Annotated in this window: 27 protein-coding genes; 19 read left to right on the top strand and 8 right to left on the bottom strand. The window is 55.5% G+C overall.

Going from position 1 to position 26,437, the window contains the following annotated elements:
• Nucleotides 1–63 precede the first annotated feature (63 nt).
• Together GALF_RS14325 and GALF_RS14330 are read right to left on the bottom strand one after the other, a co-directional pair.
• The gene (locus GALF_RS14325; protein WP_013294766.1) at nucleotides 64–678 is read right to left on the bottom strand and encodes a 3'-5' exonuclease; all 615 of its coding nucleotides are present in this window, start codon (nucleotides 676–678) and stop codon (nucleotides 64–66) included.
• A 90-nt stretch (nucleotides 679–768) separates the two neighbouring features.
• Nucleotides 769–1,665, bottom strand: coding sequence for a phosphoribulokinase (locus tag GALF_RS14330; RefSeq protein ID WP_013294767.1), 897 nt, complete (start codon nucleotides 1,663–1,665; stop codon nucleotides 769–771).
• Nucleotides 1,666–1,907: 242 nt separating this feature from the next.
• Here GALF_RS14330 and leuS point away from each other — a divergent pair, with 242 nt between their 5' ends.
• From leuS to GALF_RS14380, 11 genes are all read left to right on the top strand, one after another.
• A complete protein-coding gene (leuS, locus tag GALF_RS14335; protein WP_013294768.1) occupies nucleotides 1,908–4,589 on the top strand; it encodes a leucine--tRNA ligase in 2,682 nt (893 codons plus the stop codon).
• A 10-nt stretch (nucleotides 4,590–4,599) separates the two neighbouring features.
• On the top strand, nucleotides 4,600–5,106 hold the full coding sequence (locus GALF_RS14340) for an LPS-assembly lipoprotein LptE (protein WP_013294769.1): 507 nt from the start codon (nucleotides 4,600–4,602) through the stop codon (nucleotides 5,104–5,106).
• Nucleotides 5,106–6,104 carry a DNA polymerase III subunit delta gene (holA, locus tag GALF_RS14345; protein WP_013294770.1) on the top strand — a complete coding sequence of 333 codons (999 nt, stop codon included), beginning with the start codon at nucleotides 5,106–5,108 and terminating at the stop codon, nucleotides 6,102–6,104. Before GALF_RS14340 ends, holA begins: the two co-directional genes overlap by 1 nt.
• Nucleotides 6,101–6,436, top strand: coding sequence for a divalent-cation tolerance protein CutA (gene cutA / locus GALF_RS14350; protein WP_013294771.1), 336 nt, complete (start codon nucleotides 6,101–6,103; stop codon nucleotides 6,434–6,436). The genes holA and cutA overlap by 4 nt, the downstream gene beginning before the upstream one ends.
• A 3-nt stretch (nucleotides 6,437–6,439) precedes the next feature.
• Nucleotides 6,440–8,254 (top strand): protein-disulfide reductase DsbD, encoded by a 1,815-nt coding sequence (dsbD, locus tag GALF_RS14355; protein ID WP_013294772.1) that lies wholly within the window; start codon nucleotides 6,440–6,442, stop codon nucleotides 8,252–8,254.
• A 64-nt stretch (nucleotides 8,255–8,318) separates the two neighbouring features.
• Complete coding sequence (aroQ, locus tag GALF_RS14360) at nucleotides 8,319–8,756, top strand: type II 3-dehydroquinate dehydratase (protein ID WP_013294773.1); 438 nt, start codon at nucleotides 8,319–8,321, stop codon at nucleotides 8,754–8,756.
• Nucleotides 8,757–8,770: 14 nt separating this feature from the next.
• Entirely contained in the window at nucleotides 8,771–9,232 is a 462-nt protein-coding gene (gene accB, locus GALF_RS14365; RefSeq protein ID WP_013294774.1) for an acetyl-CoA carboxylase biotin carboxyl carrier protein, read from the top strand.
• A gap of 72 nt (nucleotides 9,233–9,304) precedes the next feature.
• Entirely contained in the window at nucleotides 9,305–9,433 is a 129-nt protein-coding gene (locus tag GALF_RS16045) for a hypothetical protein (protein WP_013294775.1), read from the top strand.
• Nucleotides 9,426–10,781, top strand: coding sequence for an acetyl-CoA carboxylase biotin carboxylase subunit (gene accC, locus GALF_RS14370; RefSeq protein WP_013294776.1), 1,356 nt, complete (start codon nucleotides 9,426–9,428; stop codon nucleotides 10,779–10,781). Before GALF_RS16045 ends, accC begins: the two co-directional genes overlap by 8 nt.
• Nucleotides 10,781–11,674 carry a 50S ribosomal protein L11 methyltransferase gene (prmA, locus tag GALF_RS14375; protein WP_013294777.1) on the top strand — a complete coding sequence of 298 codons (894 nt, stop codon included), beginning with the start codon at nucleotides 10,781–10,783 and terminating at the stop codon, nucleotides 11,672–11,674. The genes accC and prmA overlap by 1 nt, the downstream gene beginning before the upstream one ends.
• A gap of 6 nt (nucleotides 11,675–11,680) precedes the next feature.
• Nucleotides 11,681–12,682, top strand: a complete 1,002-nt coding sequence (locus GALF_RS14380; protein WP_013294778.1) for a DUF3426 domain-containing protein — start codon at nucleotides 11,681–11,683, stop codon at nucleotides 12,680–12,682.
• Nucleotides 12,683–12,688: 6 nt separating this feature from the next.
• On the opposite strand, the gene GALF_RS14385 is transcribed toward GALF_RS14380, so the two are convergent.
• The 4 genes from GALF_RS14385 to GALF_RS14400 are packed head-to-tail and all read right to left on the bottom strand — an operon-like array spanning nucleotide 12,689 to nucleotide 18,983.
• Nucleotides 12,689–13,312: a CerR family C-terminal domain-containing protein gene (locus tag GALF_RS14385; protein WP_013294779.1), complete on the bottom strand. Its 624-nt coding sequence runs from the start codon at nucleotides 13,310–13,312 to the stop codon at nucleotides 12,689–12,691.
• Nucleotides 13,312–14,706, bottom strand: coding sequence for an efflux transporter outer membrane subunit (locus GALF_RS14390; RefSeq protein ID WP_013294780.1), 1,395 nt, complete (start codon nucleotides 14,704–14,706; stop codon nucleotides 13,312–13,314). Before GALF_RS14390 ends, GALF_RS14385 begins: the two co-directional genes overlap by 1 nt.
• Complete coding sequence (locus GALF_RS14395) at nucleotides 14,699–17,833, bottom strand: efflux RND transporter permease subunit (RefSeq protein WP_013294781.1); 3,135 nt, start codon at nucleotides 17,831–17,833, stop codon at nucleotides 14,699–14,701. The genes GALF_RS14390 and GALF_RS14395 overlap by 8 nt, the downstream gene beginning before the upstream one ends.
• Nucleotides 17,823–18,983, bottom strand: coding sequence for an efflux RND transporter periplasmic adaptor subunit (locus GALF_RS14400; RefSeq protein WP_013294782.1), 1,161 nt, complete (start codon nucleotides 18,981–18,983; stop codon nucleotides 17,823–17,825). The genes GALF_RS14395 and GALF_RS14400 overlap by 11 nt, the downstream gene beginning before the upstream one ends.
• 210 nt (nucleotides 18,984–19,193) lie before the next feature.
• On the opposite strand from GALF_RS14400, the gene GALF_RS14405 reads away from it, so the two are divergent.
• Nucleotides 19,194–19,862 carry a hypothetical protein gene (locus GALF_RS14405; protein ID WP_150102628.1) on the top strand — a complete coding sequence of 223 codons (669 nt, stop codon included), beginning with the start codon at nucleotides 19,194–19,196 and terminating at the stop codon, nucleotides 19,860–19,862.
• 1 nt (nucleotide 19,863) lies between these two features.
• On the opposite strand, the gene GALF_RS14410 is transcribed toward GALF_RS14405, so the two are convergent.
• Entirely contained in the window at nucleotides 19,864–21,354 is a 1,491-nt protein-coding gene (locus tag GALF_RS14410; protein ID WP_013294784.1) for a bifunctional aminoglycoside phosphotransferase/ATP-binding protein, read from the bottom strand.
• A gap of 3 nt (nucleotides 21,355–21,357) precedes the next feature.
• Entirely contained in the window at nucleotides 21,358–22,221 is an 864-nt protein-coding gene (gene rsmI, locus GALF_RS14415) for a 16S rRNA (cytidine(1402)-2'-O)-methyltransferase (RefSeq protein ID WP_013294785.1), read from the bottom strand.
• Here rsmI and GALF_RS14420 point away from each other — a divergent pair.
• From GALF_RS14420 to ubiE, 7 genes are read left to right on the top strand one after another with little or no spacing between them, the layout of a single operon-like run.
• A complete protein-coding gene (locus GALF_RS14420) occupies nucleotides 22,216–23,328 on the top strand; it encodes a penicillin-binding protein activator (RefSeq protein ID WP_050752559.1) in 1,113 nt (370 codons plus the stop codon). The two genes, rsmI and GALF_RS14420, sit on opposite strands and share 6 nt — an antisense overlap.
• Nucleotides 23,325–23,663: a YraN family protein gene (locus tag GALF_RS14425; RefSeq protein ID WP_013294787.1), complete on the top strand. Its 339-nt coding sequence runs from the start codon at nucleotides 23,325–23,327 to the stop codon at nucleotides 23,661–23,663. Before GALF_RS14420 ends, GALF_RS14425 begins: the two co-directional genes overlap by 4 nt.
• 41 nt (nucleotides 23,664–23,704) lie before the next feature.
• On the top strand, nucleotides 23,705–24,292 hold the full coding sequence (locus GALF_RS14430) for a phosphoheptose isomerase (RefSeq protein WP_013294788.1): 588 nt from the start codon (nucleotides 23,705–23,707) through the stop codon (nucleotides 24,290–24,292).
• A 2-nt stretch (nucleotides 24,293–24,294) separates the two neighbouring features.
• Nucleotides 24,295–24,855, top strand: a complete 561-nt coding sequence (locus GALF_RS14435; RefSeq protein ID WP_013294789.1) for a BON domain-containing protein — start codon at nucleotides 24,295–24,297, stop codon at nucleotides 24,853–24,855.
• A complete protein-coding gene (gene rfaE2, locus GALF_RS14440) occupies nucleotides 24,855–25,340 on the top strand; it encodes a D-glycero-beta-D-manno-heptose 1-phosphate adenylyltransferase (protein WP_013294790.1) in 486 nt (161 codons plus the stop codon). Before GALF_RS14435 ends, rfaE2 begins: the two co-directional genes overlap by 1 nt.
• Nucleotides 25,337–25,690: a gamma-butyrobetaine hydroxylase-like domain-containing protein gene (locus GALF_RS14445; RefSeq protein ID WP_013294791.1), complete on the top strand. Its 354-nt coding sequence runs from the start codon at nucleotides 25,337–25,339 to the stop codon at nucleotides 25,688–25,690. Before rfaE2 ends, GALF_RS14445 begins: the two co-directional genes overlap by 4 nt.
• A 10-nt stretch (nucleotides 25,691–25,700) precedes the next feature.
• Nucleotides 25,701–26,435: a bifunctional demethylmenaquinone methyltransferase/2-methoxy-6-polyprenyl-1,4-benzoquinol methylase UbiE gene (ubiE, locus tag GALF_RS14450; protein WP_013294792.1), complete on the top strand. Its 735-nt coding sequence runs from the start codon at nucleotides 25,701–25,703 to the stop codon at nucleotides 26,433–26,435.
• The last annotated feature ends 2 nt before the right edge of the window (nucleotides 26,436–26,437 follow it).

Consider the following 26,437-nt stretch of genomic DNA (forward strand, 5'->3'; position numbering starts at 1 on the left):
ACAGACGTAATTGTAACTGATGTCGCAGACGGTTTTCTCAACCCGTCTGGCCAGATTAACTTATCACGCCGCGTGCGCAAACTTCGCGATATAAGCGGGTAGCTTCGCTTTGGGCACTTTTTGCAGCGCGCGCAAAAATTCATGCGTGACGACATCAAGACCCTGCCTGTTTTTAAGGTCAGATACCATCCTCAGCCACAGATGCGCGGTCATTTCGGCATCGGCCAGCGCACGGTGGTGGCGCGCCGTATCCGGCAAGCCGAGAAATCTCACCAACGTGCCCAGTTTGTGATTCGGTGAATCAGGATATAGCCTTCTTGCCAGCAACATCGAACAGGCGAACGCCTGCTCACGACGATGACCCATTCTCGACCATTCGGCATCCAGAAACCGGCTGTCGAATGAGGCGTTGTGCGCCACCCAGGGAGCCGCCCCGACAAAGTCAGCCAATTCCTTCATGACCTGTGCGGCCGGTGGTGCCTGACGGATCATTTCATTGCTGATTCCCGTCAAGTCCTCGATAAAGGGAGGAATGTAAGCGCCGGTATTCATCAAACTTTGATAACGGCTGGAAATTTTTCCGTCCGACACGATGACAACCGCCACCTCTGTCGCGCGGTCGCCCAACTCGGGCGACATGCCGGTGGTTTCAAAGTCGATGACCGCGACCGTCTCCATATCACCTCCTGAATAATGAAAAAAACGGGGAACCCGACTTTCGTCCGATTCCCCGCCTGAGCCGTTACCGGATTCCTCCGGCAATCGTCATTACTTCTTTTTGTTGGCGATCATGTCGTGCATGACCGGTGCCAAAATCACTTCCATCGCATGACTCATCTTGCCGCCGGGCACAACGAGCGTGTTGGCGCGAGACATAAAGGAGCCTGGGATCATCGCCAGCATGTATGGGAAATCCACGCCCTTAGGTTCGCGGAAACGAACCACGACAAAACTTTCATCCGGTGTCGGAATGTCGCGTGCGATGAACGGATTGGACGTATCCACCGTCGCTACGCGCTGGAAGTTGATGTCGGTATGCGTGAATTGCGGCGTGATAAACTTGATGTAGTCCGGCATGCGACGCATGATGGTATCCACTGTTGCTTCAGCCGAGTAACCGCGTTCTGCTTTGTCGCGGTGGATCTTCTGGATCCATTCCAGATTGACGACCGGCACAACGCCGATACCCAGATCAACGTAACGACCCGCGTCGATTCCCTTCGTTTCATCTTTAGCAAGACCGTGCAAACCTTCGTAGAACAACAGATCGGAATTCGCTTCGATGTCTTCCCACGGTGTAAATACGCCCGGCGTCAGGTCCGTCAGACCAAAATGCTTGTTGTGTTCGACGGCCTCAGGTTCGCTATGCACATAGTAACGACGCTTGCACGTGCCTGTTTCGCCGTATGCTTTGAACATTTCTTCAATCTTGTCGAAATGGTTAGCTTCAGGGCCGAAATGACTGAATGTGTTGTGACCTGCCTTGGCAGCTTCAGCGGCAGCCGCGCGAAATGCCATACGATCCAGACTGTGAAGGCTGTCACCCTCGATCACTGCGGCGGAAATTTTTTCACGGCGGAAAATATTTTCGAAAGCACGTTTAACAGTGGTGGTGCCTGCGCCGGAAGAACCGGTAACCGCAATAACGGGATGCTTGCTCGACATAATGACCTCTCCTGAACAATATGATTAAAATTTTGTGGGTGGTGATTTTATATCAAACTCACACTCACCACTACTAGGCGCGACTAATTAATGCAATAAATATTTTGCACATTTCAATTTACCGGCCCATCCTCAGCGCGTTTTGACCTGAATAGCCGGATAAGACAGCGTGCAATTCGCGGGAGCCGCCTGATGCCGCTATAATGCTGAATCCGAAAATTCATGCTGCAATTTGTTAAACCATGCAATCCAATTACCACCCAGCCTCCCTCGAACAAGAAGCCCAGAAACACTGGGATGATTCCGGTGCGTTTACCGCCACCGAATCGAGCGACAAACCCAAGTATTACTGCCTGTCGATGTTCCCCTATCCGTCCGGCAAGCTGCATATGGGTCATGTGCGCAATTACACCATCGGGGATGTGCTCTCCCGCTATCACCGCATGAAGGGGTTTAACGTAATGCAGCCGATGGGCTGGGATGCATTCGGACTGCCTGCGGAAAATGCCGCTCAGGCGCATAACGTGCCGCCGGCCGCCTGGACGTACGATAACATCAACTACATGCGCCGTCAGTTGCAGAGTCTGGGTTTAGGGATTGACTGGTCGCGCGAAGTTACCACCTGCACACCGGAATATTATCGCTGGGAACAGTGGCTGTTCACCCGTTTATTCGAAAAAGGCATCATCTACAAGAAGACCTCTTCCGTTAACTGGGACCCAGTGGATCACACTGTGCTGGCCAATGAGCAAGTCATCGATGGTCGCGGCTGGCGCTCCGGCGCGCTGGTGGAAAAACGCGAAATCCCGATGTATTTTTTCCGTATTACCCAATACGCCGACGAGCTGTTGAACGACCTGGACACCTTGAGCGGCTGGCCTGAGCAGGTGAAAACCATGCAGGCCAACTGGATAGGCAAGAGTTTCGGCTGTGAAATAGGATTTAGGATCGAGGATCGAGTATTGAGCAGCGCGGCAGCCGATCCTCAATCCGCTATCCTCAATCCGGTTCTTAAGGTTTATACCACCCGTGCCGACACCCTGATGGGTGTGACCTTCGTCGCCGTCGCCGCAGAACATCCGCTGGCAACTTACGCCGCGCAGAACAATGCTGCACTTACCGCCTTCATCGAAGACTGCAAACACGGCGGCACTGCCGAAGCCGATATGGCGACGATGGAAAAGAAGGGCATGGACACCGGACTGAAAGTCACCCATCCGCTAACGGGCGAACAAGTGCCGGTCTGGGTCGGCAACTATGTGCTGATGGGCTACGGCGAAGGCGCGGTCATGGCGGTTCCTGCGCACGATGAACGTGACTTCGGTTTCGCCAAGAAATATAACTTGCCGATTAAGCAATCTATTGCGGCAAAGGGAGTCGCGGAGATTTCCAACTCACCACTCACCACTCACCACTTTTCCACCGACGCATGGCAGGAATGGTATGGCACCAAGGAAGGCGTCTGCACAAACTCCGGCAAATACAACGGCCTGGCTTACGATCAAGCAGTGGATGCGATTGCCGCCGATTTGGCCGCAAAAGGGCTGGGCGAGAAAAAAGTGCAGTTCCGTCTGCGCGACTGGGGTATTTCCCGTCAGCGATACTGGGGCTGCCCGATCCCCATCATCCACTGCAAGACCTGCGGCGACGTGCCGGTACCGGATGATCAGCTGCCCGTCGTATTGCCGGAAAACGTCGTGCCGGACGGCGCGGGTTCTCCGTTGGCGAAAATGCCCGAATTCTATGAAACGACCTGCCCGAAGTGCGGCGGCGAGGCGAGGCGCGAAACCGACACCATGGATACCTTCGTCGAGTCATCGTGGTATTACGCGCGCTACACCAGCCCCGGTTGCACCACCGGCCTGGTCGATGAACGCGCCCGCCACTGGCTGCCGGTCGATCAATACATCGGCGGCATTGAGCACGCCATTTTGCACCTCTTGTATGCGCGCTTCTTCCAAAAGCTGATGCGCGATGTCGGGGTGTTCGGCGAAGGCACCGAGCATCTGGCCGAACCATTCAAAAATCTGATCACGCAGGGCATGGTGATTGCACCGACCTTCTTCCGTCTTGAAGCCAATGGTAAAAAGCTGTGGATCAATCCGGCTGAGGTCGATGTCGTGAATGATGAGCGCGGCCGCCCCGTTGGTGCGACCTTGCGGGCTGATGGGCAGCCTGTCATCATCGGCGGCACGGAAAAGATGTCGAAGTCTAAAAATAACGGCGTCGATCCGCAGGCGATCATCGACGAATACGGTGCAGATACTGCCCGCCTGTTCATGATGTTCGCGGCTCCGCCTGAGCAATCCTTGGAGTGGTCAGATGCGGGCGTAGAAGGCTCATTCCGTTTCCTCAAACGCGTCTGGAAAGCGACTCATGATCACGTCGAACAGGGGGTGGTGACAGCCTTTAGCAGTGGCGAATTGACCGCTGCGGCCAAAACGCTGCGCCGCCAGTTGCATCAGACGATCCAGAAAGTGGATGACGACATTGGCCGTCGCAAGACCTTCAATACCGCGATTGCAGCCAATATGGAGCTGCTCAATGCGCTGGTGAAATTTGACGACAAGTCAGATAACGGCCGCGCCGTGGCTCAGGAAATTCTGGAAGCCATCGCGCTGATGCTCAACCCTATCGTGCCTCACACCTGTCAGGCATTGTGGGCAGGTTTGCGGCCTGGCAGCGATATGCTGGATCAGAGCTACCCCGCCGTCGACCCCGCCGCCCTGGCTCAGGACGAGATAGAGCTGATGATCCAGATCAATGGTAAATTACGCGGCAGTCTGACCGTTGCCAAGACGACCGACAAGGCAACGCTGGAACAGTTAGCGCTGGCGCATGAAGCGGTGCAAAAACAGCTGGCGGGCGCAGCGCCTACGAAGATCATCGTCGTGCCGGGCCGCTTGATCAACATTGTTGCCTAGGAGAATCGCAATGCGCTTGATGAATCTACCGATTATGCTGGCCCTTGCTGTATTGCTTGCCGCATGCGGCTTTCATCTGCGCGGCGAGGCCACCATGCCCTTTGCCTCGCTCTACATTGAAGCGGCCAATCCGGCATCCCCGCTGATCGAGGAACTGCGCCAGAACCTGCTCGCCAATCATATCGAGCTTACGAAATCAGCCGGCAAAGCCGACGTGGTGCTAAATATCACTTCAGATATTCCGGAAAAACAGATTTTGACGATGGGCAGCAATGGTCGCGTAAGTGAATTTCAACTGCGCTATCGCGTGTCGATACGGGCTTATGATCAGGAACAGCGCGAATGGCTGCCGACGGATGAACTCATGCTCAGTCGCGACTACAAATATGATGACGCGCAGATCTTAGCCAAGGAAGCCGAAGAAACGCTGCTGTATCAAAGCATGCGCAGCGATATGGTGCAGCAAATCGTGCGTCGCCTGAGCCATGCCAAGCCGCGGGCTTTGCCGGAAAAATAATGCAACTGCCGAGCGAAGCATTGCCGCGCCACCTGTCCTCAGGGCTTAAACCGCTCTATGTCGTGTATGGCGATGCGCTGCTGCTGGTCAATGAAGCGGCTGACAGCATACGCGCCGCCGCCCGTCTCGCCGGATTTACCGAGCGCGACACGCTCATTGCCGAACAGCATTTCAAATGGAATGAATTGAAAAACTGCGCACAAAGCATGTCCTTGTTCGCCGAACGTCGTGTAGTGGATCTACGCATCCCGACCGGTAAGCCCGGCACAGAAGGAGGGCTGGCGTTACAGGATTACGTCTCTGACATGAATGACGATGTGCTGACGCTGATCACTCTGCCCAAACTGGACTGGACTGCACAAAAAACCCAATGGTTCAGCGCACTAGACCGTCACGGCGTGATGATCTGCGCCGACGATATTCCACGTAACCAGCTGCCAGACTGGCTTGCCGACCGACTCCGGCGCCAATCGCAATCGACAGACACAGCGACACTGGATTTTCTGGCCGACCGATGCGAGGGAAATCTGCTCGCGGCCTTTCAGGAAATTCAAAAGCTAGGGCTGCTGTTCCCGGCCGGCGTACTGTCGTTTGAACAGGTTAAAGAAGCCGTGATGGACGTTGCGCGCTACGATATTTTCAAACTGTCAGAGGCCATGCTAAAAGGCGATGGGGCACGCTACGCACATATCTTAGATGGACTGCGCGCCGAAGGCACTGCAACCGTACTGATACTGTGGGCGATCAGCGAAGAAATCCGCACCCTCGGAAAACTATTGCAAGCGATGCAGCACGGCGTAAATTTACGCGATGCCATGCGCGATGTGCGGGTACGCCGCGACAAGCAAAATCTGATTGAAAGTGCAGCGCGGCGCCTGAAATTTCCACACATCGAACGCGCTATCCACCACGCAGCGAAACTGGATAAAACCATCAAAGGCTTGCGTACGGGCGACGTATGGGATGAATTACTGCAACTCGGACTTCGCATCCAATGAGTGAGATACTGTTAGTCATGACAAACCTGCCCGATGCGGCCTCGGCGCTAAAACTAACACGCCAGCTTATCGAATCAGGCACGGCTGCCTGCGTAACCCAACTCGCGCCCGCCACCTCAACCTACCGCTGGCAGGACAAAATCGAAACGGCCTGCGAAGTGCCGCTGCTGATCAAAACGACCCGAGATGCCTATCCCAGACTTGAGGCTTTGATTCTGGCATCCCATCCTTATGAACTGCCTGAAATTATCGCCATTCCCGTCACGGCGGGCTTACCCGCCTATCTGAACTGGGTAAGTCAGGCAACACACCCCAATTTACGCGAGGAATAGATCATGCGTTATGTCTTGATGCTGTTGTTCTGTCTCATTACCCCGGTCACTCTGGCCGACAATTTGCTGGATAAATTGCCTGCGTTTGGCAGCAAACCCAGTTTTTTGCCGCCGGACCAGGCGTTTGGGCTCGAACTGGTCGCGCTCGACAAACATAGGCTGCAAGCGAATTTCAAGATCACCCCCGGATATTACCTGTACCGGGACAAGGTCAGTTTTACGGTAGCCGGAGAATCGCCGAAAATCACCGCGCTCACCCTACCCGAAGGAGAACTCAAGCACGACCCGAATTTCGGTGAGACGCGTGTTTTCCACCGGCCCTTTCAGGCTGAAATCGAACTGGACAACCCCTCCGCCACGCACCTGACGCTCAATGCCTCGTATCAAGGCTGCAGCGAACAGGGGCTGTGCTATCCAAGCCAAGACAAGGTACTGGAAATCGACTTAACGGATGCGGGTGCATTCGGTATCAATACGGCGGACGCAAACAAACCAACGGACAACGAAAATGTTACTCCGCAAAACGAAAATGCCAAAATTGCCGGTTTGTTCAAACAGGGCAGCTTCTGGCTGATTGTGTCGTTTTTCTTCGGTGCAGGATTATTGCTCGCGCTCACCCCCTGCGTATTTCCGATGATACCCATTTTGTCCGGCATCATCGTCGGGCGCGGCCACAAGATCACCAAAACCCACGCATTTATTCTGTCGCTCGCTTATGTACTCGGCATGGCCCTCACCTATGCGGCAGCCGGTATCGCAGCGGGCCTCTCCGGCGACCTGATTTCGAATGCACTGCAAACGCCGTGGGTGCTGGGCAGCTTCGCGGCAATATTTGTACTGTTATCGCTCTCCATGTTCGGTTTTTATGAGTTGCAATTGCCCAGCGCATGGCAAAGCAAACTGTCCGACACCAGCAACCGGCTGCATGGCGGCCATCTGTCCGGCGTATTTGTGATGGGTGCACTCTCCGCCGTCATCATGGGCCCCTGTGTCGCGGCACCGCTGGCGGGCGCCTTGCTGTATATCGGACAAACTCACGATGCGGTGCTGGGCGGTGTTGCGTTGTTTGCGCTGGCAATGGGCATGGGCGCCCCCCTATTAGCGATAGGAACCTCGGCAGGCGCACTTTTACCGAAAGCCGGTGCATGGATGGATAGCGTAAAGCGCATTTTCGGTGTTTTACTACTAGCACTGGCGATCTGGATTATCCAGCCCCTGCTGCCCGTCCCGGTTCAAATGCTGCTTTGGGGCGTGCTCCTGGTGTTATCAGCCAGCTATTTACGCGTACTGGAGCGCTTGCCGACTAATGCACACGGCGGCCAGAAACTCATCAAAGGACTCGGCCTACTCTCATTATTGCTCGGTGCGGCCTACCTGATCGGCGCCTTGTCCGGCGCACGCGATGTGCTCAGGCCACTGGATGCCGTTTGCGCTGTGTGTAAAGCAGATACCCAAACGACGCTGACCTTCTCGCGTATCAAAAGTCTCTCCGAGCTGGATGCACGACTAAAACAGGCTGATGGCAAAATCGTCATGCTCGATTTTTATGCGGATTGGTGCGTATCTTGTAAAGAGATGGAGCGATTTACCTTTTCTGACCCGAAAATACAGGCCAAACTCAAATCAGCCATTGTGCTGCAAGCAGACGTAACCGAAAACAATCAGGCACACAAAGATTTATTGAAAAAATTTGGCCTGTATGGCCCTCCCGGCATCCTGTTTTTCGATAAAAATAGACAAGAAATGACTGATTTTCGCCTAGTCGGTTATCAGGATGCCGCGCAATTTATCAGCACATTGCAAAGCGTCGGACTTTAGGCTTTTTTGCTCATTTGTGTAAAAAATATAGACAATTCACCTGAATTTACGGCAAACTGTAACTATGAAAGCTATTTTAGTACTACATGGCCCGAACTTGAATCTGCTCGGCAGCCGTGAACCTGAGGTTTACGGTAACACTACGTTAGATGAAATTAACGCAGGTTTAATCGCATTTGCCGCGGAAAATGGCGGAAAATTATCGTGTATGCAAAGCAACTCGGAAGCAACGCTGATCGACCGCATCCATCAGGCAAGAAGCGATGGCACCGAATTTATTGTCATCAACCCGGCCGCATTCACACATACCAGCGTCGCCTTGCGCGATGCGCTGGCTGCCGTCGCCATCCCCTTTATTGAAATACACTTGTCCAACGTGCATGCGAGAGAAGCCTTTCGCCGTGAATCGTTCTTTTCCGATCTCGCGGTGGGCGTGATTTGTGGTCTCGGTGCAACAGGATATGAATACGCCGTGCAATACGCACTGAATTATAAAAACTAAGCCAGGAGGATATTATGGATTTACGCAAACTCAAGACTCTGATTGAACTCGTTGAAGCATCCGGCATTGCCGAACTGGAAATCAGCGAAGGCGAAGAGCGCGTACGTATCACGCGCACCGTCGCTGCCGGACAGCAATTGTTCGCACCGGCCCCGCAGCAGCAACACTATATGGCAGCGCCCGTAGCAGTAGCGCCAATCGCAGCGGTCGCAACCGTGCCTGATGCACCGGCGGTCGCCGAAGGACACGTCGTTAAATCCCCGATGGTCGGTACTTTCTATCGCTCCCCTTCTCCCGGCTCCAAGCAATTCGTCGATGTAGGACAGAATGTCAATGCAGGCGATACCTTATGCATCATTGAAGCGATGAAGCTGCTTAACGAAATCGATGCAGACCACACCGGTGTGATCAAGGCGATCCTTGTTGAAAACGGTCAGCCTGTTGAGTTTGGTCAGCCATTGTTCGTTATCGGCTAAAGCCGCCAGGACGTGCGCCGCTACACAAGCGGTGACGCGTCAGGACACTCCAATAAAATTCGGAGATATCACATGTTTGAGAAAATACTGATCGCTAATCGCAGTGACCAGTTGCCATCAGGCAACGCAGCGGCGCAGGCAAATTGCATGGCGGCCGTAGGCCGAAAAGGCGATTTCATCGCGGAGATAAAAAATGTTTGAAAAAATACTGATCGCTAACCGCGGTGAAATCGCCTTGCGTATCCAGCGCGCCTGTCGCGAAATGGGCATTAAAACGGTTGTCGTGCACTCCGAAGCGGATGCGGATGCCAAGTACGTCAAACTGGCCGACGAATCTGTCTGCATAGGCCCTGCGCCTTCCAACCTGAGCTACTTGAATATCCCGGCCATCATCAGCGCGGCGGAAGTCACCGATGCACAGGCCATACATCCGGGCTACGGATTCCTTTCCGAAAATGCCGATTTTTCTGAACGCGTGGAAAAGTGCGGCTTCGTTTTCATCGGCCCGCGTGCAGAAACAATCCGCCTGATGGGCGATAAAGTCAGCGCGAAAATCGCGATGAAAAAAGCGGGCGTGCCTTGCGTTCCAGGTGTAGAAGGTGCACTGCCTGAAAACCCTGCCGAAATCATCAAGATCGCGCGCAGCATCGGCTATCCGGTGATCATCAAAGCCTCCGGTGGTGGTGGCGGACGCGGCATGCGCGTGGTGCACACGGAAGCGGCACTGTTAGGCGCGGTCACCATGACCCGCGCAGAAGCGCAAGCCGCCTTTAACAATCCGACCGTGTACATGGAAAAGTACCTGGAAAATCCGCGCCACATCGAGTTTCAGGTGCTGGCCGATCAGCATGGCAATGCCGTGTATCTGGGTGAGCGCGATTGCTCGATGCAACGCCGCAACCAGAAGGTCATGGAAGAAGCGCCGGCACCACTGCTCAATCCTCGTCTGCGCAACAAGATAGGCGAACGCTGCGCTGAAGCGTGCCGGAAAATCGGTTATCGCGGTGCGGGTACGTTCGAGTTTCTCTATGAAAACGGTGAATTCTTCTTTATCGAGATGAACACGCGCGTGCAGGTCGAACATCCGGTCACCGAAATGATTACCGGCATCGACATTGTGCAGCAGCAAATCCGCATTGCAGCAGGCGAAAAACTGCCTTTCCGTCAGCGCGATATTCAATTTAAAGGACATGCTATCGAATGCCGTATCAATGCGGAGCATCCCTATAAATTTACCCCCTCCCCCGGTCGCATCACGTCATGGCACGCGCCAGGCGGCCCCGGCATCCGGGTTGATTCGCATGCCTACAACAATTACTACGTGCCGCCGCATTACGACTCGATGATCGGCAAAGTGATCGCCTATGGCGATACCCGCGATCAGGCAATGGCGCGGATGCGCACCGCATTGTCGGAAATGGCCGTAGAAGGAATTGAAACCAATATCGCGTTGCATCGCGACCTGCTGCTTGATGCAGCATTCATGGGCGGCGGCACCAGCATTCACTATCTGGAAGAGCGTCTGGCTGAACGCAACAAGGACAAGTAATGGCCTGGCTCACCCTGATCGTCGATACGGACGCAAAATACGCCGAAGCCCTGAGCGATGCTTTACTCGAACACGGCGCCTTGTCGGTAGATTTACTCGATGCCGATGCCGACACCCCGGACGAACAGGCCATCTTCGGAGAACCCGGCGAACCGCCACCCGGTGTCTGGCAACATAACCGCGTCAGCGCTTTGTTTGACGCAGATGCGGATGTCGCGGGCATCCTTAGCACGGCGGCACAAATAGTGGGCTTGACCGGCCTACCTGAACACCGCATTGAAACACTCGCCGACAATGACTGGGTGCGTCTGACCCAGTCGCAATTTGAGCCCATCCCGATCTCGAACAGATTGTGGATCGTGCCGACCTGGCACACCGCAGCAGATCCTGATGCGATCAATATCGTGCTCGATCCGGGCTTGGCATTTGGCACGGGCAGCCATCCCACCACGCGTCTTTGTCTGCGCTGGCTAGACAGCCATTTGCAAGGCGGCGAACGAGTGCTCGATTACGGTTGCGGTTCGGGAATCCTGGCAATTGCCGCCATCAAGCTGGGCGCAGCCCATGCCGTTGGGGTCGATGTCGATGCGCAGGCCGTCACCGCCAGCCGCGACAATGCCACGGCCAATGACGTTCATGAAGTCGCGTTTTATCTGCCCAATCAGGCGCCTGGAGGTCAATACGACCTCGTGGTCGCCAATATTCTGACCAACCCGCTACGCCTGCTGGCACCCTTACTGGCGGGTGCTACGCGCACCGGCGGGCAGATTGTGCTCTCGGGCATCCTCGAGGCGCAGGCTCAGGATGTAATGGCTATTTATCAACAGTGGTTTGACCTCAATACGCCGGTATTCGAAGACGGCTGGTCATGCCTGTCCGGCCGAAAACGCTGAGGACGAATGAACGGCACAACACGCTGCCCGCATTGCGAGACGCGCTTCAAAATTGTCGAAGCTCAGCTCAACGCGCATCATGGCATGGTGCGCTGCGGCAGCTGCTTAAAGGCATTCGATGCCAGACCGGACTTTATCGCCGCACCGGCCACGCCAGATGAGCTGACCGTCAATGCTGACTTGCCCGATGGTTTACCCGTTGAACCGGCCGTTGAAGAGGGCGTCGAACCCCCGCTAGAGCTTCCTCCTCTTCTCGATCCTGAAAATCTCGATCCCGAAAAAATTGAACCGGAGGAACTGGCGTCAGAAATTGTCATGCCGGCGGTTTCCTTAGAGATTGAACCTATCCCCCATGACAAAACTGATATCAAATTTTTTCTAAAAACAGAAAGCGTTGATAGCCTTGATTTCAGTCAGATGGCTGAGACGTCCTCTCCGCCCAATGAATCTGTCATACCGGACGCCGCACCCGCGAGCTTAACGTTAACGGAAATAGACGCCGAGCAAGACTCGGCAACATTACCCCCTAAACAACCGCGTTGGACTTGGATAGCCGGCAGTTGCCTGCTCGCTGTACTGTTGATAGCGCAAGCGGCCTATTTTTTCCGCATCGGAATCGCATCAAACCTGCCTGCATTGAAACCTGTACTGGTAGGATACTGCGACTTGCTGGGCTGTCAGGTGTCGCTACCGCGCCATGCCGAGTCGATCAGTATCGAGTCATCAGGCCTGGAAGCGGATCCCGAACACGAAAATATCATCACCTTGAGTGCCTTGCTGCGCAACCGAGCAAGTTACGCACTGGAATTCCCCGTGCTGGCTTTGACGCTCAATGACAATCAGGACAAAACGCTGGCACGCCGTTTACTAATGCCGGCCGATTATTTGCCCGCAACTGAAAATAAACTTGCCGGATTTCCCGCCAGCCATGAAGTCAGTGTCCGGCTGAATTTGAATACCGCCGACCTCAAGCCATTAGGCTACCGATTAGAGCTGTTCTACAACTGACACGTTTCATGCCAGCCTTTTGATTCGCAAGGCTGCCAGGGTAAAATCGGCGATATGCGCTGCGATGGACTCAATTTCCTGCCTGTCATAGCGCAATTCCGGGCGCAGACGCTGCAACACCGGATGCGAGTTGCGATAAAACACACACTGACCGATCAGACTGTACACACAGCGGCGCACCTCGGCCTCATCCGCATCCCCCCCAATAATTTCACTGATCAATCTGGCCAGAAATTCGTGTAACGGAGCAATCGCTTCGGAAACAATCTTGTCCAGCGCAGGGGTCGGATCAGCCATCTCGCGTGCCATCATCTGACATTGACGTGACGCACCGTTTTCATCGAGCAGCAGCAACATAAAAGACTTGATAAACAATCTCATGCGCATCTCAGGACACCGGTCAGCCGCAATATTGGCCGACTGCAGCGCCTTGAGCGCAGAAAAATTCAACGCTTCGGCCAGCAGGCCATCCTTGCTGCCAAAGTGATAATTCACGGCGGCCACGTTAGCATCCGCGCGACGGCAAATTTCCCGTACCGTTGCGCCTTGAAAACCGCATTGCGAAAACACCTCGCGCGCGGCATCCAGCAAACGGCCGCGGGTCTGATCAGAGGCTGAGGGCGCCGTCATCAGTTAACCTTCGTGTCGCCGGCAAGCGCTTTATATAATTGAGTGAACGCTGTCAGTTGCGCACGCCGCACCTGCAATTCGCCCTGCTCTGCGGCATAGGCATCACGCTCGGCATCGAGCAACTCCAAATGATTGGCAATCCCCGCCCTGTAGCGGACATCAACCAGCTTTAAGCGCTGCTGCTGGGTATACGAATTCGCCTGCTGCGCGCTTAGCTGACGGGTCAGACTGTCGCGCGCACTGAGCAAATCGGCTACTTCGCGAAACGCCTGCTGGATGGTTTTTTCATATTCAGCAACCGCAATCACATTGCGCGCCCGGCTCACATCAAGATTGGCCGAATTGCGCCCCGCATCGAACAAAGGCAAGGTGAGCGCCGGCTGAAAACTCCACGCCTGGCTGCCCGCACCAAACAGGCCGCCTAACTGACGACTGGCCGTGCCCAAAGCGCCCGTCAGGCTGATACGCGGCAAAAAGGCGGCACGCGCCGCCCCAATGCTGGCATTCGATGCAATCAGACGCTGCTCAGCGGCAATCACATCAGGACGCTGCAATAACACTTCGCTGGGTACATCTGCAATCCAATCCGCCGGAATAGCCTGCAATGCGAGGCTGCGACCTGCCGGTAACTGTGCGGGCGTTTTTCCCACCAGCGAGTCAAGCAAATTTTCCGCAGCCGCCAATTGTCGCTGCAGATTTGCCTGATCAGCCAGGGCCGCCTGATAACTCCCCTCCGCCTGCAACACATCCAAATCGCCGGCAATCCCGACATCACGACGCTGCCTGATCAGGCTCACCATATCGCTGCGTCCTGTCGCCGTCGCCTGAGCCAGAGCAGACCGTTCATTTAATTCCAGCACCGTCAAATAGGCATTCGCCACATCGGAAATCAACGACAGGCGAAACGCGCGCTGTGCAGCCTCGGTCGCCAGAAAGCTGGCACGGGCGGCCTCATTAAGACTCGCAACCCGTCCCCAGAAATCGATTTCAAAAGACACCAGGTTTGCACTGACATCATAACGTTGTACACGAAATGGATTGCCGGTGAACGAGGTGTTCGCAGGTGAAAGGGACGCTGCGCGCTGCGCCCCCAGACTCACGTTCGGCAAGCGATCCGCCTGCACAATGCCGTATTGCGCCCGCGCTTCACTGATGCGTGCCGTGGCGATACGCAAGTCACGGTTGTGTTCCAGCGACGCCGATATCAGCGCCTGCAGGCGAGGATCGGTGAAATAGGTCTGCCAATCCGGCATATGGCTTGCCGCACCGGGCTTTACGGCGGCAGACACGGGCCACGCGGCAGGCAAAGGGGCTGCGGGACGCTGATAAGTTGGCGCCAGTGAACAGCCCGACAATGCGGCCAGCATGACGATAAGCGCTGAATTTTTAATCATGATGATTCTCCTCGCCCTCAATATGTTTGCGCGTGTGCCCGGGGAAAATTTTGCGCACCACGACAAAAAATACCGGCACCAAAAACACCGCAAGCAAGGTCGCTGCAATCATTCCACCCATCACACCCGTGCCGATCGCATGACGACTCTGCGCACCCGCACCGGTTGAAATAGCCAACGGCAATACGCCGACGATAAAGGCAATCGATGTCATCAGAATCGGCCTAAAACGCAGACGGCAGGCCTCTAACGTCGCATCGATCAGGCTCATGCCATCGTCCTGCAATTTACGAGCGAATTCGATGATCAAGATGGCATTTTTCGAAGACAGGCCGATAATCGCAATCAGACCCACCTTGAAATACACATCGTTCGGCAGTCCGCGCAGTGTGACGGCCAGCACCGCGCCAAACACGCCCAGCGGCACAACCAGCAGCACTGCGAACGGAATCGACCAGCTCTCATACAGTGCGGCCAGACACAAGAACACCACAATCAGCGAGATACCGAACAATAGCGGCGCCTGCGCACCGGATTGCCGCTCTTCAAACGAGGTGCCTGACCACTCAAAACCAAAGCCCGGCGGCAGTTTTTTAGCAACCTCTTCCATTGCGGCCACCGCTTCGCCCGAACTCCTGCCCGGTGCCGGGCCGCCGGAAATCTTCATCGCAGGCTGTCCGTTATAACGATCCAGTTTAGGCGAACCTGCGATCCATCGGGGGGTCGCAAGTTCCGACAAAGGCACCATCGCACCCTTGTTGTTGCGCACCGTGAGCTTCATGATGTCTGCGGGGGTACGCCGCATATCGGCATCGGCCTGCATCTGCACACGCAAAATCCGCCCCTGCCGCACGAAGTCATTGATATAGGCGACGCCTAACGCCGATTGCAAGGTCTCGTTCAGGCTGGCGATCGACACACCCATGCTTTCCGCTTTGACCCGGTCGACATCGATCAGCAACTGAGGACCGGCTTCCTGACCTTCAGGACGCACCCCGGCCAGCACCGGATTTTGCATGGCCAGACCTAGCGCCATATTGCGCGCCTCAAGCAGCTTTTCGCGCCCCACCCCCCCCCTGTCCTGCAAACGGAAGTCGAAACCGCCGACGGCCGCCAATTCAGGGATAGGCGGCGGGTTGATCGCAAAGATCATCGCCTGCTTGATGCGGAAGAACAGCATATTGGCTTTTTTGACCATCGCCGGTGCAGCACTGGCCGCATCGGGACGTTCATCCCAGCTCTTCAGCCTGACAAACACCAGCGCCGCGTTCTGTCCGCGTCCAAAAAATGAAAACCCTGCAACGCCGATCACGTGCTCAACTTCAGGCTGTTTGACATAGAACTGTTCGACCTGACTCAACACGTCCAGCGTACGCGCCTGAGTCGCACCCGATGGCAACTGAACCATGTTGATAAAATACCCCTGATCTTCTTCGGGCAGAAAACTGCCCGGCAGCTTGGTAAACAACCAGCCCATCGCGATCAATACCACCGCATAGACCAGCAGATAACGCGAGGTCTTCCTGATGTTTTTACTAACGTTAGCGGTATAGCCCTGTGTCGTGCGCGCAAAAAAGCGGTTGAACCAGCCGAAAAATCCGCGGCTCGGCATCATCTCGCGGCCCGGCTCATGTTTGAGCAAGGTAGCGCACAGCGCAGGCGTCAAAGTCAGCGCCATCAGCGCCGAGAACATCATCGTCAGCACCAGCGTCACGGAAAACTGGCGGTAAATCGCACCGGTCGAACCGGGAAAAAAGGCCATCGGAATGAACACCGCCATCAGCACCAGCGTGATTGCAATAATTGCACCGACGATCTGATCCATGGCTTTACGGGTAGCCGCCCTCGGCGACAGCCCCTCGGTGGTCATGATGCGCTCGACGTTCTCCACCACCACGATGGCATCGTCCACCACAATACCGATCGCCAGTACCATCGCGAACAGGGTCAGTACGTTGATGGAATAGCCCAGCAGATACAGTCCGACCAAGGCACCGACTAGCGCAATGGGAATCACGATAGTCGGGATCAGCGTCGCGCGCCAGTTTTCCAAGAACAGGTACATCACCAGCACCACCAGCACCAGCGCCTCAGCCAGACTCTTCAATACCTCACCGATGGAGACATCGATGAATTTTGAGGTGTCATAAGGCACCACCCAGTCGATGGATTTAGGGAAAAACTTGGCCAATTCAGTCATTTTTACATTGACCGCCTTCACCGTATCGAGGGCATTGGCGCCCGGCGACAAACGAATCGCGATGGCGGCTGTCGGGTTGCCATCGATGCGGGCGGTACGCGAATAGTCCTGTGCACCCAACTCGACGCGCGCCACATCTTTCACGCGCAAGGTGGAACCATCCGGATTAGTCCGTACGATGATGTTGCCGAACTCTTCCGGTGTAGATAACCGGCTGCGGGTGACGATGACCGCATTGAGTTCCTGGTCGGGCGCGGAAGGCAACTGCCCCAGTTCACCCGTTGCCAGCTGTGAATTCTGTGCCCGCACCGCAGCGGACACATCCGCCGGAGACAAATTAAAATGCTGCAACCGTTCCGGTTTGAGCCACAACCGCATTGAATATTCGGTACCAAACATCAACACCTCGCCGACCCCCGGTACACGGCGCAGACTGTCGATCACGCTCGATGTCGCATAACTGCCTAGCGCGACATTGTCGAGCGACTTATCGGGCGAGAACAGCGCGACAAACATCACAAAATTTCGCGCCGTTTTGGTCACAACGATCCCTAAGCGGCGAACATCTTCAGGCAATCGCGCCTCGGCACGCTTGATGCGGTTTTGCGCCTCAACCGAGGCCAGATCCAAATTTGATCCCGCTTCAAAGGTCAGCGTAATGCTGCCGGTGCCAAGTTCAGAGGCCGACTCCATATACAGCAGATGCTCAATGCCGTTCATCTCCTGTTCGAGCAATGCGACCGCCGTCTCCTCGATCACCTGCGCCGAGGCACCCGGATAATTAACAGTGATCGTCAACGCGGGGGGCGCCACCGACGGATACTGGGAAATCGGCAGATTCTTCAATGCCAGCGCGCCGCCCAACAGGATAATCAGCGCGATGACCCACGCAAAAATGGGCCGGTCGATAAAAAATTTAGCGAACATGATCAGCCTTTGCAGCAGGTTTTGCACTAGGTTCTGCCGGCTTGCCCGCGATCAGCGGTGCGGATTTATCCCAAGGCACGGCTTTCACGACCGTACCGGGACGCGCTTTTTGTAGGCCATTCACGATGAGCTGCTCGCCGCCCTTCAATCCGTCAGCGATCACAAAATCGCCACCCGCCATGCCGCCCGTCTTAACAGGAACGGGCACCGCCTTGGACTCTTCGCCCACGATCATCACAAACTGCCCCTGCGGACCTGATTGCACGGCACGCTGCGGTACGCGTATCGCATTATCCTGTATGGCCTCAGGGAAACGGATGCGCGCGAACATCCCGGGCAGCAGGTCATGCTGCGGGTTGGCAAACTCAGCACGTAAGGAGACGGAACCGGTTGTCGGATCAACCGCCATATCGGTGAAGAAAATTTTCCCCGTATTAGGATATACGGTACCGTCTTCGAGAATTAGTTCGACGCGCGCGGATTCGGCATGTTTATACTTGCCGCTCCTGATCGCTTGGCGCAAACGCAACAGGTCAGCACCCGGTTGAGTGAAATTGACATAAATCGGATCAATCTGCTCGATGGTGGCAAGCAAGGTAGCCTCCCCCTTACCGACCAGCGTGCCTTCGCTCACCAGAGCACGGCCTATGTGCCCGGATATCGCCGCAGGCACACGGGCGTTCGCCAAATCTTCCTGGGCACGGGCAAGCACCGCCTCAGTCTGTTTAACACGGGCGACCGCCAAATCGTACTCCTGCTGACTGACGGCCTTCACGGGCAACAAAGGCTTGTAGCGTTCGACCGTTTGTCGCGCGATGGCAACATCGGCCTCGGCTGATGCTGCGGTTGCCTTATAGGTATGCGCATCAATCTGGAACAACGGCGCACCGGCACGCACATCGCTACCTTCAACAAACAAGCGTTTTTCGATCACGCCCTCAACCCGCGCCCGCACTTGTGCTGTGCGGTAAGCCTGCAAGCGCCCCGGCAAATCCTGCGTGAGGGTCACATTCCCACGCCCGACGGTAATCACATCGACCTCAGGGGGCGGCATCGCGGCTCCAGGTCCGGCAGCCGGTTTATCACCGCACCCCGCCAGCAAAGTCATTAACAAAAGTGCAGGAGCAAAGGGTTTGAAAGATGAGTTCATGTGTGTCCCATGATGAGAAAGTAACGCGTTATCCGGCGTCCGTGATAACGAATAGGTAAATTCGAAGTTCGCAACATATCAAACGCTTGTTTGAAAGTAAAGTAAAATGATCGGGTAACCGAATTCAAACCAGCCCGTCGCAAAAAATTAAACGTAATATGTCGCATTGCTTTTACAATGCGCGCTGTTGAGATTCAGGGAAGCTGCCAAGTGATTAAAAGAACCACGACTCAAAGCACCATATATTTAGCCGCAATGACCCTGTTAGCCTTGCTGCTGTCCGCTTGCGCCACTAAACCTGCCTCGCTCCCGCAAACACAACAGGCGGCACACACGACGCCAGAACAGCCAAGTGAAGCCAGCGCACAGCAATCAGCGGCGCAAAGCGCCTTTCAGAAGCAGCGCATGATGACGCCTCAGGACAGCATCGAGAAAAACAAGTTATTCGTCAGCTACAGCATGAAATTCATCACTGAAAAAACCGGCCATCTGATACAGGTGTCGATGGTTTTCAGAAATATGAAAGACAAAGCAGTTCGCATACAACCGAAAATCCGCCTCACAGATCATAAGGGGCGCGTTATCCAGCCTTATACTAAAAATGGTTTTTTAAAACTGACTGCGCGCATGAACGCTTCCGCAGGCACAACCAGCCGCAACACCGTCAATGAAAGAATAAGCTGGGCCAATTCGTACTGGCTGAAAAATAAATTTACCATCCCCCCCAACGGGATCGAAATCGGTGAGCTCATGTATCACAGCAGCAGCAGCCTTAGTTTCCCGATGAAGCTGACCATCAATTCGGCGGGAGAAAATTATGTTTTTGAGATCAGCGACACTTTTGCAAGCGGCCAAGCTGAAGCGAGTCTCGCTAAATAGCTTAACCTGCCTGCAATGGCTTCAGCACGGCAGCCAACTCGTCCACACCCAGCGGCTGCGCGGTATCCATCTGATATTGCAGCACGCATAAATCAGCCTCCGACGCATCAAGACCTTCTGCGGCGCGCTGCCTGATCCTCTCACGCAGAATGGCAGGGTCCGCCTGACAATCCAGAATCTGAAACGGCACGGCGCAGCCCGCAGCCAGATCGCGGAACAGGTCGCGCTGATCGCGCTTGAGAAAGGCGGCATCGACAATCACAGGCCAGCCAGCTGCAAGCAACCCTTCAGCCAGTGTCGCCAGATGGTGGTAAGTAGCCAGGCTCGATTCCCGGCTGTACAATCCGGCACCGCTCTTGTCCAGCGCCCGCAGGCCCGCCTGCCGCTTGCGCTCGACATCGGAACGCAGCCGTATCATGCCGTACCGCTCAAGCCAACGTTGCGAATAGGTGGTTTTGCCGGAACCCGAATATCCATGGGTAATCGTCAGCGACAGGTGATTGGGGAGTAGGGAAAGCTGTTCGGCTAAATGCAGGCAATCGTTCATCTCAGTACGACTGGCAAAGCAGCCTTGATCCATGCGTAGCGCAGCCACTTTAGCGCGTACCAGCGCACGGTAAACCGCGTAATAGCGCAGCAGCGCCACCCCCTGATAGTCACCAACCGCTTCTAACCAGCCATTGAGAAAGCGCGCAGCCAGCGCAGGCAGCTTGCGGTGCAGCAAATCCATGTAGCAAAAAGCCACCTCAGAGATGACATCCAGCCAGCGCAATGCCGGACTAAATTCCAGACAATCGAAAATCACCAGTTGGCCGTCCACCCAGGCCAGATTAGCCAGATGCAGATCGCCGTGACACTCCCGCACCCAGCCGTTTTTCTTGCGCTCCCTCATCAAGGGAGTAAGACGCCCATGCTCAGTCGCGCACCAAACCTGCAATACCGACAGACGCTGAATGGCCGCAGGATCGTCCAATCTGGCCGCCAAGACTTTAAAATTTTCATCCACCGGCCTAGCTATTTCTTCCGGCTCGCCCCACGGACTGCCGGCAGCGGCGCGATCACATTCAACCGAGTGAAATTGCGCCAGACGGGCTGCCAGCGCATCGATCGGCTGTTGCCCTAACTCGCCGCGTTCTGCCAATTTATCCAGCGTTGCATCACTCGGAAACTGCCGCATCTTCACCGCGTATTCGATGGCCTCGCCCGATCCATTGATGCGGGGCGTCGCGCCACCGTTGATCGCCACCACAGCCAGATAATAATCCGCCGCCAGCCTGCGGTTCAGACGCAATTCATCAAGGCAATCCTGCCGGCGTTGTGCCAGCGTGGAAAAATCAAGGAAACCCAAATTGACGGGCTTTTTAATTTTGTAAGCATAATCCCCCGTCAACACGACCCAGGAAATATGCGTCTCGATCAGCGCCAGCTTTTTAACCGGATGATCGTAACAGGCCGCATCGACAAGCAGCGCACTAATCAGCGGCGGCAGCATAGCTTAGCCCGCGTCTTTCATCTCCAGCGCCAGCTGATACAACTCGCTGCGATTGGCGCCGGTAATTTTGGTTGCCAGTTGCACGGCCTGCTTGAGCGGCAATTCTTCCAGCAGCAGGGACAAGGTGCTCAGCGTTTCGGCTGACAAACCTTCTTGCGGCTGTGCGGCAGAGACCAGCACGACAAATTCACCGCGCTGCTGGTTGGCATCCGACAACAGCCAGCTTTCGGCGTCAGATAACTTGCAAGTCTTGATCGTCTCAAACAGTTTGGTGACTTCGCGCGCCAGCACGATTTGCCGCTCACCGCCCAACACCGCCTGCAAATCGGCGACACATTCGACAATGCGGTGCGGCGCTTCATAAAACACCAGCGTATAGGGATGACTGATCAGCCCCTGCATCACCGCGCGGCGCGCAGCCGACTTGTTGGGCAAAAAGCCGTAAAACAGAAAATGCGCTGCCGCAAGGCCGGATGCGGATAACGCGGCCACTACCGCGCTCGGCCCGGGAATCGGAATCACCCGCAGGCCGGCGGCCAGCACCGCTTTCACCAATAACGCGCCTGGATCGCTGACCGCCGGTGTGCCTGCATCGCTGACAAACGCGATGCTCTGTCCGGACTGAATCGAGGCGACCATCTTTTCTGCCGCACCGCGTTCATTGTGCTGATGCACCGCGATCAGTTGTTTTGCATGAATGCCATGATGCTTCAATAGATGAGAGGTGTTGCGCGTGTCCTCAGCGGCAACGACATCGGCCCCCGCCAGCACGTCGAGTGCGCGCAGGGTAATGTCGCGCAAATTCCCTATCGGGGTGGCAACTACATATAATGCGGGTTCTAACTTTTGCGGATGTTCGATATGCAACGTATTTTTCCTCTCCGGTGGTTTTGTGCCCTGCTCGCACTATACGTGAGCGGATTTACCAGCGCCACCGCCGAGACTGTTCAATCGCCCGTGCCGCATATCGCTTTACTGCTGCCCTTGGATGCGCCGGGCTTAGGCTCTGCGGCCCGCACCGTGCAGCAGGGCATATTGGCGGCCGTGCAAAACTCAGCGTTGCCAGTGCGCGCCTACAGCAATTACGACGAAACACGCAGCGTCGTTGCAGCCTACAAAATCGCGGTTGCCAGCGGTGCAGTTGCCGTGATCGGCCCCCTGACCCGTAACGGCATACGCCAGCTGGCGGACGAAAAAACACTTCCCGTTCCCACCCTTGCGTTGAACATCATCGACACCCCGGCACCGCCCCAGCTGTATTTTTTCGGGCTGGCAATTGAAGCTGAAGCGCGGCAGATAGCGCTGTTAGCGAAAAAACAAGGGAAGCAACAGGCGATCATCGTCACGGCCAATGATCCGCTGGCCCGCCGCCTGCAATTTGCCTTCGAAGCAGAATGGACCGCATCGGGCGGAGCGATTTTGCGCGAAATCGAATACACCGGCGACACCATGGTGTTTGCCGATATCGCAGCCGACCCTTCGACGATGGCCTTTTTTGCGACCGATATCGAAAAATCGCGCACCATACGCCCCTACCTGCCGAACAATCTAGCCGCCTACGCGACTTCGCAACTGTTCAGCGGCAACAAAGACACCCTGCTCAACTTCGATTTTGACGGCATTCGTTTTGTCGACATGCCCTGGCTGATGCAAACCGACCTGCCCGTCGTGGCGGCTTTCCCGCGCGCCTATCCGCCACTCACCACTGATCAGGAACGACTCTACGCGCTGGGAATAGACGCGTGGCGATTGATAAACAATCTGATCGCAAACCGCGCAAAACAGGCGCTCGACGGGGTGACAGGTCAGATACACCTGAATGGACAAACCTTTACCCGTACAGCCCTACCGTCCCTGTTTTATCAGGGGCACGCACAAGCGGCGGATGCACCGCTGATTCAATCGGCGCAACTCTTTCCGGATCAGTTCAAAAATGCTTCGTCTGTGGAAGCCCCGGTGACCTTCAAACCGTGAAGGGGCCAGATGCGGAAAAGCTGGCTGCGGAATTTTTGCAGCGCCAGGGATTGCAGCTGGTCGCGCATAACTATCGCAGCCGTTTTGGCGAGATCGATTTGATCATGCAGGACGGCAGCGTATTGGTTTTCGTCGAAGTCAGGCAGCGCAGCCGGGCGGATTACGGAGGCGCTGCTGCCAGCATCGATGCCCGCAAACAACAGAAGCTGATCCGCACCGCACAGCATTATCTGGCGCAGCTGCACCACATGCCGCCCTGTCGCTTTGATGCGCTGCTCATTGATGACCGCGACGGCCACCATGTTCAATGGCTGAAAAATGCGTTCGACGCCTGATTCGGTTAATATCTCACTTCAGAACTCATACTGCACCGGATATGGACATCAATAAACGTATCATCAAACACTTCACCGACAGCGCCGAGCTCAAGCTCAAAGTCAAAGACACGCTGGCAGCGCCTATCGCCGCCGCCGCGCAACTGTTTTTCGATTGCGTCACCAACGACGGCAAAATTTTATGTTGCGGCAATGGCGGCTCAGCGGCCGACGCGCAACACTTCGCCGCAGAATTGCTCAATCGCTTCGAAATCGAACGCCCGGGTTTAGCTGCGGTTGCACTAACCACAGACAGTTCGGTGCTGACCTCAATCGCCAACGACTACGATTTCAGTCTGATTTTTTCCAAACAGGTACGCGCGCTGGGCCTGCCCCGCGATAGCCTGCTCGCCATATCGACCAGCGGTCACTCGCCCAATGTCGTGGCGGCCATCCATGCGGCACACGACCGCAATATGCGCGTGGTAGCCGTGACGGGTCGCGATGGCGGCGAAATGGCCAGCATTTTGAAAGAAGGCGATGTGTCGATCTGCGTGGACGGACGCAGCACCGCGAGAATACAGGAAGTCCATTTGCTCGTCTTGCATTGCATCTGCGACATTATTGACTACCAATTGATGGGAGAATAGCCGTGCGCAATATCTTGTTTGTTTTACTTATTTCAGCATCCTTGCAGGGATGTTTTCCGGTGATTGCGGCAGGAGCTGGCGCTGGCGCACTGATGGCGCAGGATCGCCGCACCAGCGGCGCCTACGTTGAAGATGAGGCCATCGAAAACAAATCCTTCGACCGCATCGGCAAGCAATACAAGAATACGGTGCACGTCAACGTGACCAGCTACAACCGCAAGGTGCTGATCACCGGCGAAGTGCCCGACGAAGCGACCAAAGCCCAGGTTGAACGGATCATCGCCAACATCCAGAATGTGGGGAGAATCCACAACGAACTGGTTATCGCCGGTAACAGCTCTTTCACCTCGCGCAGCAACGACGCCCTGATCACCACAAACGTGAAAGCACGCTTCGTCGGCGACAAACGCTTCAGCGCCAACAATCTGAAGGTCGTCACTGAAAACGGCACGGTGTACCTGATGGGTATCGTCAACCGTGCCGAGGCTGCCGCCGCAGGTACTGTTGCTAGTGGCAGCAGCGGTGTGTCTCGTGTCGTCGAGCTCTTCGAATACGCTGACTGATGTATCCGGCTCCCGACTTTGAAAGTAAGCTGTGCAGCGCGGAGCAGCTGGCAATAAAACTGGCCGGATTGCCGCGCCCGCTGGTATTCACTAACGGCTGCTTCGATGTCTTGCATCGCGGCCACGTCACTTATCTTGCGCAAGCTCGCGCACTGGGTGCATCACTGATCGTCGGCGTTAACAGCGATGCATCGGTAAAACGGCAGGGCAAGGGAGAGGATCGCCCGATCAATCAGCAGAACGACCGCATGGCGGTGCTTGCCGCATTGCAATCGGTCAGCCTCGTCGTCTGCTTCGATGAAGACACGCCGCTGAATCTGATCCTCGCCTGCCATCCCGACATACTGGTCAAAGGCGGCGACTGGAAACCTGAAAATATCGTCGGCAGCGATGAGGTTTTGGCCCGCGGCGGTGCTGTGCACAGCATCCCGTTCCTGCATGAACGCTCCACCACTGCACTTTTGAAGAAAATAAGATCGCTATGAATCCGACCGAAATTACCTTGCACCAGCAATCCCGCGTGCTTGAACTCGCGTTCGATAACGGCGCCCGCTATCGGCTTCCGTTCGAATTTCTGCGTGTTTTTTCGCCCTCCGCCGAAGTGCGCGGTCACGGCCCCGGTCAGGAAGTACTGCAAACCGGGAAAAAGAATGTAATGCTCACCGGCATCGAACCCGTCGGCCAATACGCTCTCAAACTGATCTTCGACGATGGTCACGATACCGGCTTGTACACTTGGGATTATTTGCACGAACTCGGCAAATATCAAAACGGCATGTGGCAGGATTACTTGAACAAACTGGCAGCGGCCGGCGAACATCGCGATCCGCAATAGGAGTACGACCTTGAGCAAAACCACCCACTTCGGTTTCGAGACCGTAGACGAAACAGACAAAGCGCGCCGCGTCGCGGGCGTATTCACCTCGGTTGCCAGCAAATACGACATCATGAACGATCTGATGTCGGCAGGGTTGCACCGTATCTGGAAACGTTTCGCCATCAGCGTGAGCGGCGTGCGTCAAGGTCAACGCGTGCTGGACGTGGCTGGCGGCTCGGCGGATTTGTCGCGCCTGTTCCTGAAGAAGGTCGGCAGCACGGGGCAGGTTGTACTCACCGACATCAACAACGCGATGCTGCGCGTGGGCCGCGACCGTCTGCTTGATGAAGGAATTGCCACACCGGTTGCGCAATGCGACGCCGAACACCTGCCTTTTCCCGACAACTACTTCGACTGCGTGAGCATCGCCTTCGGCCTGCGCAATGTGACTCACAAGGATGCGGCACTGCGCGAAATGAAACGCGTGTTAAAGCCGGGCGGGCGCGTGATCGTGCTTGAATTTTCCAAAGTCGCCAAGCCCTTAGAAAAAGCCTACGATTTGTACTCCTTCAAACTGCTGCCCAAGATGGGCCAGCTCATCGCAGGCGACGCCGACAGCTACAAATACTTAGCCGAATCCATCCGCATGCATCCGGGACAGGAAGAACTCAAATCCATGATGCTCGAGGCAGGTCTTGAGCGCGTTGAATATTTCAATCTGACCGGCGGGGTGGTCGCGGTGCATCGCGGATATAAGCTGTAAGG

The organism is Gallionella capsiferriformans ES-2, assembly GCF_000145255.1.
In the GTDB taxonomy this organism is placed as follows: Bacteria; Pseudomonadota; Gammaproteobacteria; order Burkholderiales; family Gallionellaceae; genus Gallionella; species Gallionella capsiferriformans.

What these genes read in the sequence shown, in the direction of transcription:
- GALF_RS14385 (WP_013294779.1), bottom strand. Translation starts at nt 13,312, where the DNA reads ATGACGGCGCCCTCAGCCTCTGATCAGACCCGCGGCCGTTTGCTGGAT.
- aroQ (WP_013294773.1), top strand. Translation starts at nt 8,319, where the DNA reads ATGAAAGCTATTTTAGTACTACATGGCCCGAACTTGAATCTGCTCGGC.
- cutA (WP_013294771.1), top strand. Translation starts at nt 6,101, where the DNA reads ATGAGTGAGATACTGTTAGTCATGACAAACCTGCCCGATGCGGCCTCG.
- GALF_RS14400 (WP_013294782.1), bottom strand. Translation starts at nt 18,983, where the DNA reads ATGAACTCATCTTTCAAACCCTTTGCTCCTGCACTTTTGTTAATGACT.
- GALF_RS14390 (WP_013294780.1), bottom strand. Translation starts at nt 14,706, where the DNA reads ATGATTAAAAATTCAGCGCTTATCGTCATGCTGGCCGCATTGTCGGGC.
- prmA (WP_013294777.1), top strand. Translation starts at nt 10,781, where the DNA reads ATGGCCTGGCTCACCCTGATCGTCGATACGGACGCAAAATACGCCGAA.
- GALF_RS14325 (WP_013294766.1), bottom strand. Translation starts at nt 678, where the DNA reads ATGGAGACGGTCGCGGTCATCGACTTTGAAACCACCGGCATGTCGCCC.
- accC (WP_013294776.1), top strand. Translation starts at nt 9,426, where the DNA reads ATGTTTGAAAAAATACTGATCGCTAACCGCGGTGAAATCGCCTTGCGT.
- GALF_RS14395 (WP_013294781.1), bottom strand. Translation starts at nt 17,833, where the DNA reads ATGTTCGCTAAATTTTTTATCGACCGGCCCATTTTTGCGTGGGTCATC.
- GALF_RS14380 (WP_013294778.1), top strand. Translation starts at nt 11,681, where the DNA reads ATGAACGGCACAACACGCTGCCCGCATTGCGAGACGCGCTTCAAAATT.
- GALF_RS14410 (WP_013294784.1), bottom strand. Translation starts at nt 21,354, where the DNA reads ATGCTGCCGCCGCTGATTAGTGCGCTGCTTGTCGATGCGGCCTGTTAC.
- holA (WP_013294770.1), top strand. Translation starts at nt 5,106, where the DNA reads ATGCAACTGCCGAGCGAAGCATTGCCGCGCCACCTGTCCTCAGGGCTT.
- rfaE2 (WP_013294790.1), top strand. Translation starts at nt 24,855, where the DNA reads ATGTATCCGGCTCCCGACTTTGAAAGTAAGCTGTGCAGCGCGGAGCAG.
- leuS (WP_013294768.1), top strand. Translation starts at nt 1,908, where the DNA reads ATGCAATCCAATTACCACCCAGCCTCCCTCGAACAAGAAGCCCAGAAA.
- GALF_RS14340 (WP_013294769.1), top strand. Translation starts at nt 4,600, where the DNA reads ATGCGCTTGATGAATCTACCGATTATGCTGGCCCTTGCTGTATTGCTT.
- GALF_RS14330 (WP_013294767.1), bottom strand. Translation starts at nt 1,665, where the DNA reads ATGTCGAGCAAGCATCCCGTTATTGCGGTTACCGGTTCTTCCGGCGCA.
- accB (WP_013294774.1), top strand. Translation starts at nt 8,771, where the DNA reads ATGGATTTACGCAAACTCAAGACTCTGATTGAACTCGTTGAAGCATCC.
- GALF_RS14430 (WP_013294788.1), top strand. Translation starts at nt 23,705, where the DNA reads ATGGACATCAATAAACGTATCATCAAACACTTCACCGACAGCGCCGAG.
- dsbD (WP_013294772.1), top strand. Translation starts at nt 6,440, where the DNA reads ATGCGTTATGTCTTGATGCTGTTGTTCTGTCTCATTACCCCGGTCACT.
- GALF_RS16045 (WP_013294775.1), top strand. Translation starts at nt 9,305, where the DNA reads ATGTTTGAGAAAATACTGATCGCTAATCGCAGTGACCAGTTGCCATCA.
- GALF_RS14445 (WP_013294791.1), top strand. Translation starts at nt 25,337, where the DNA reads ATGAATCCGACCGAAATTACCTTGCACCAGCAATCCCGCGTGCTTGAA.
- GALF_RS14420 (WP_050752559.1), top strand. Translation starts at nt 22,216, where the DNA reads ATGCAACGTATTTTTCCTCTCCGGTGGTTTTGTGCCCTGCTCGCACTA.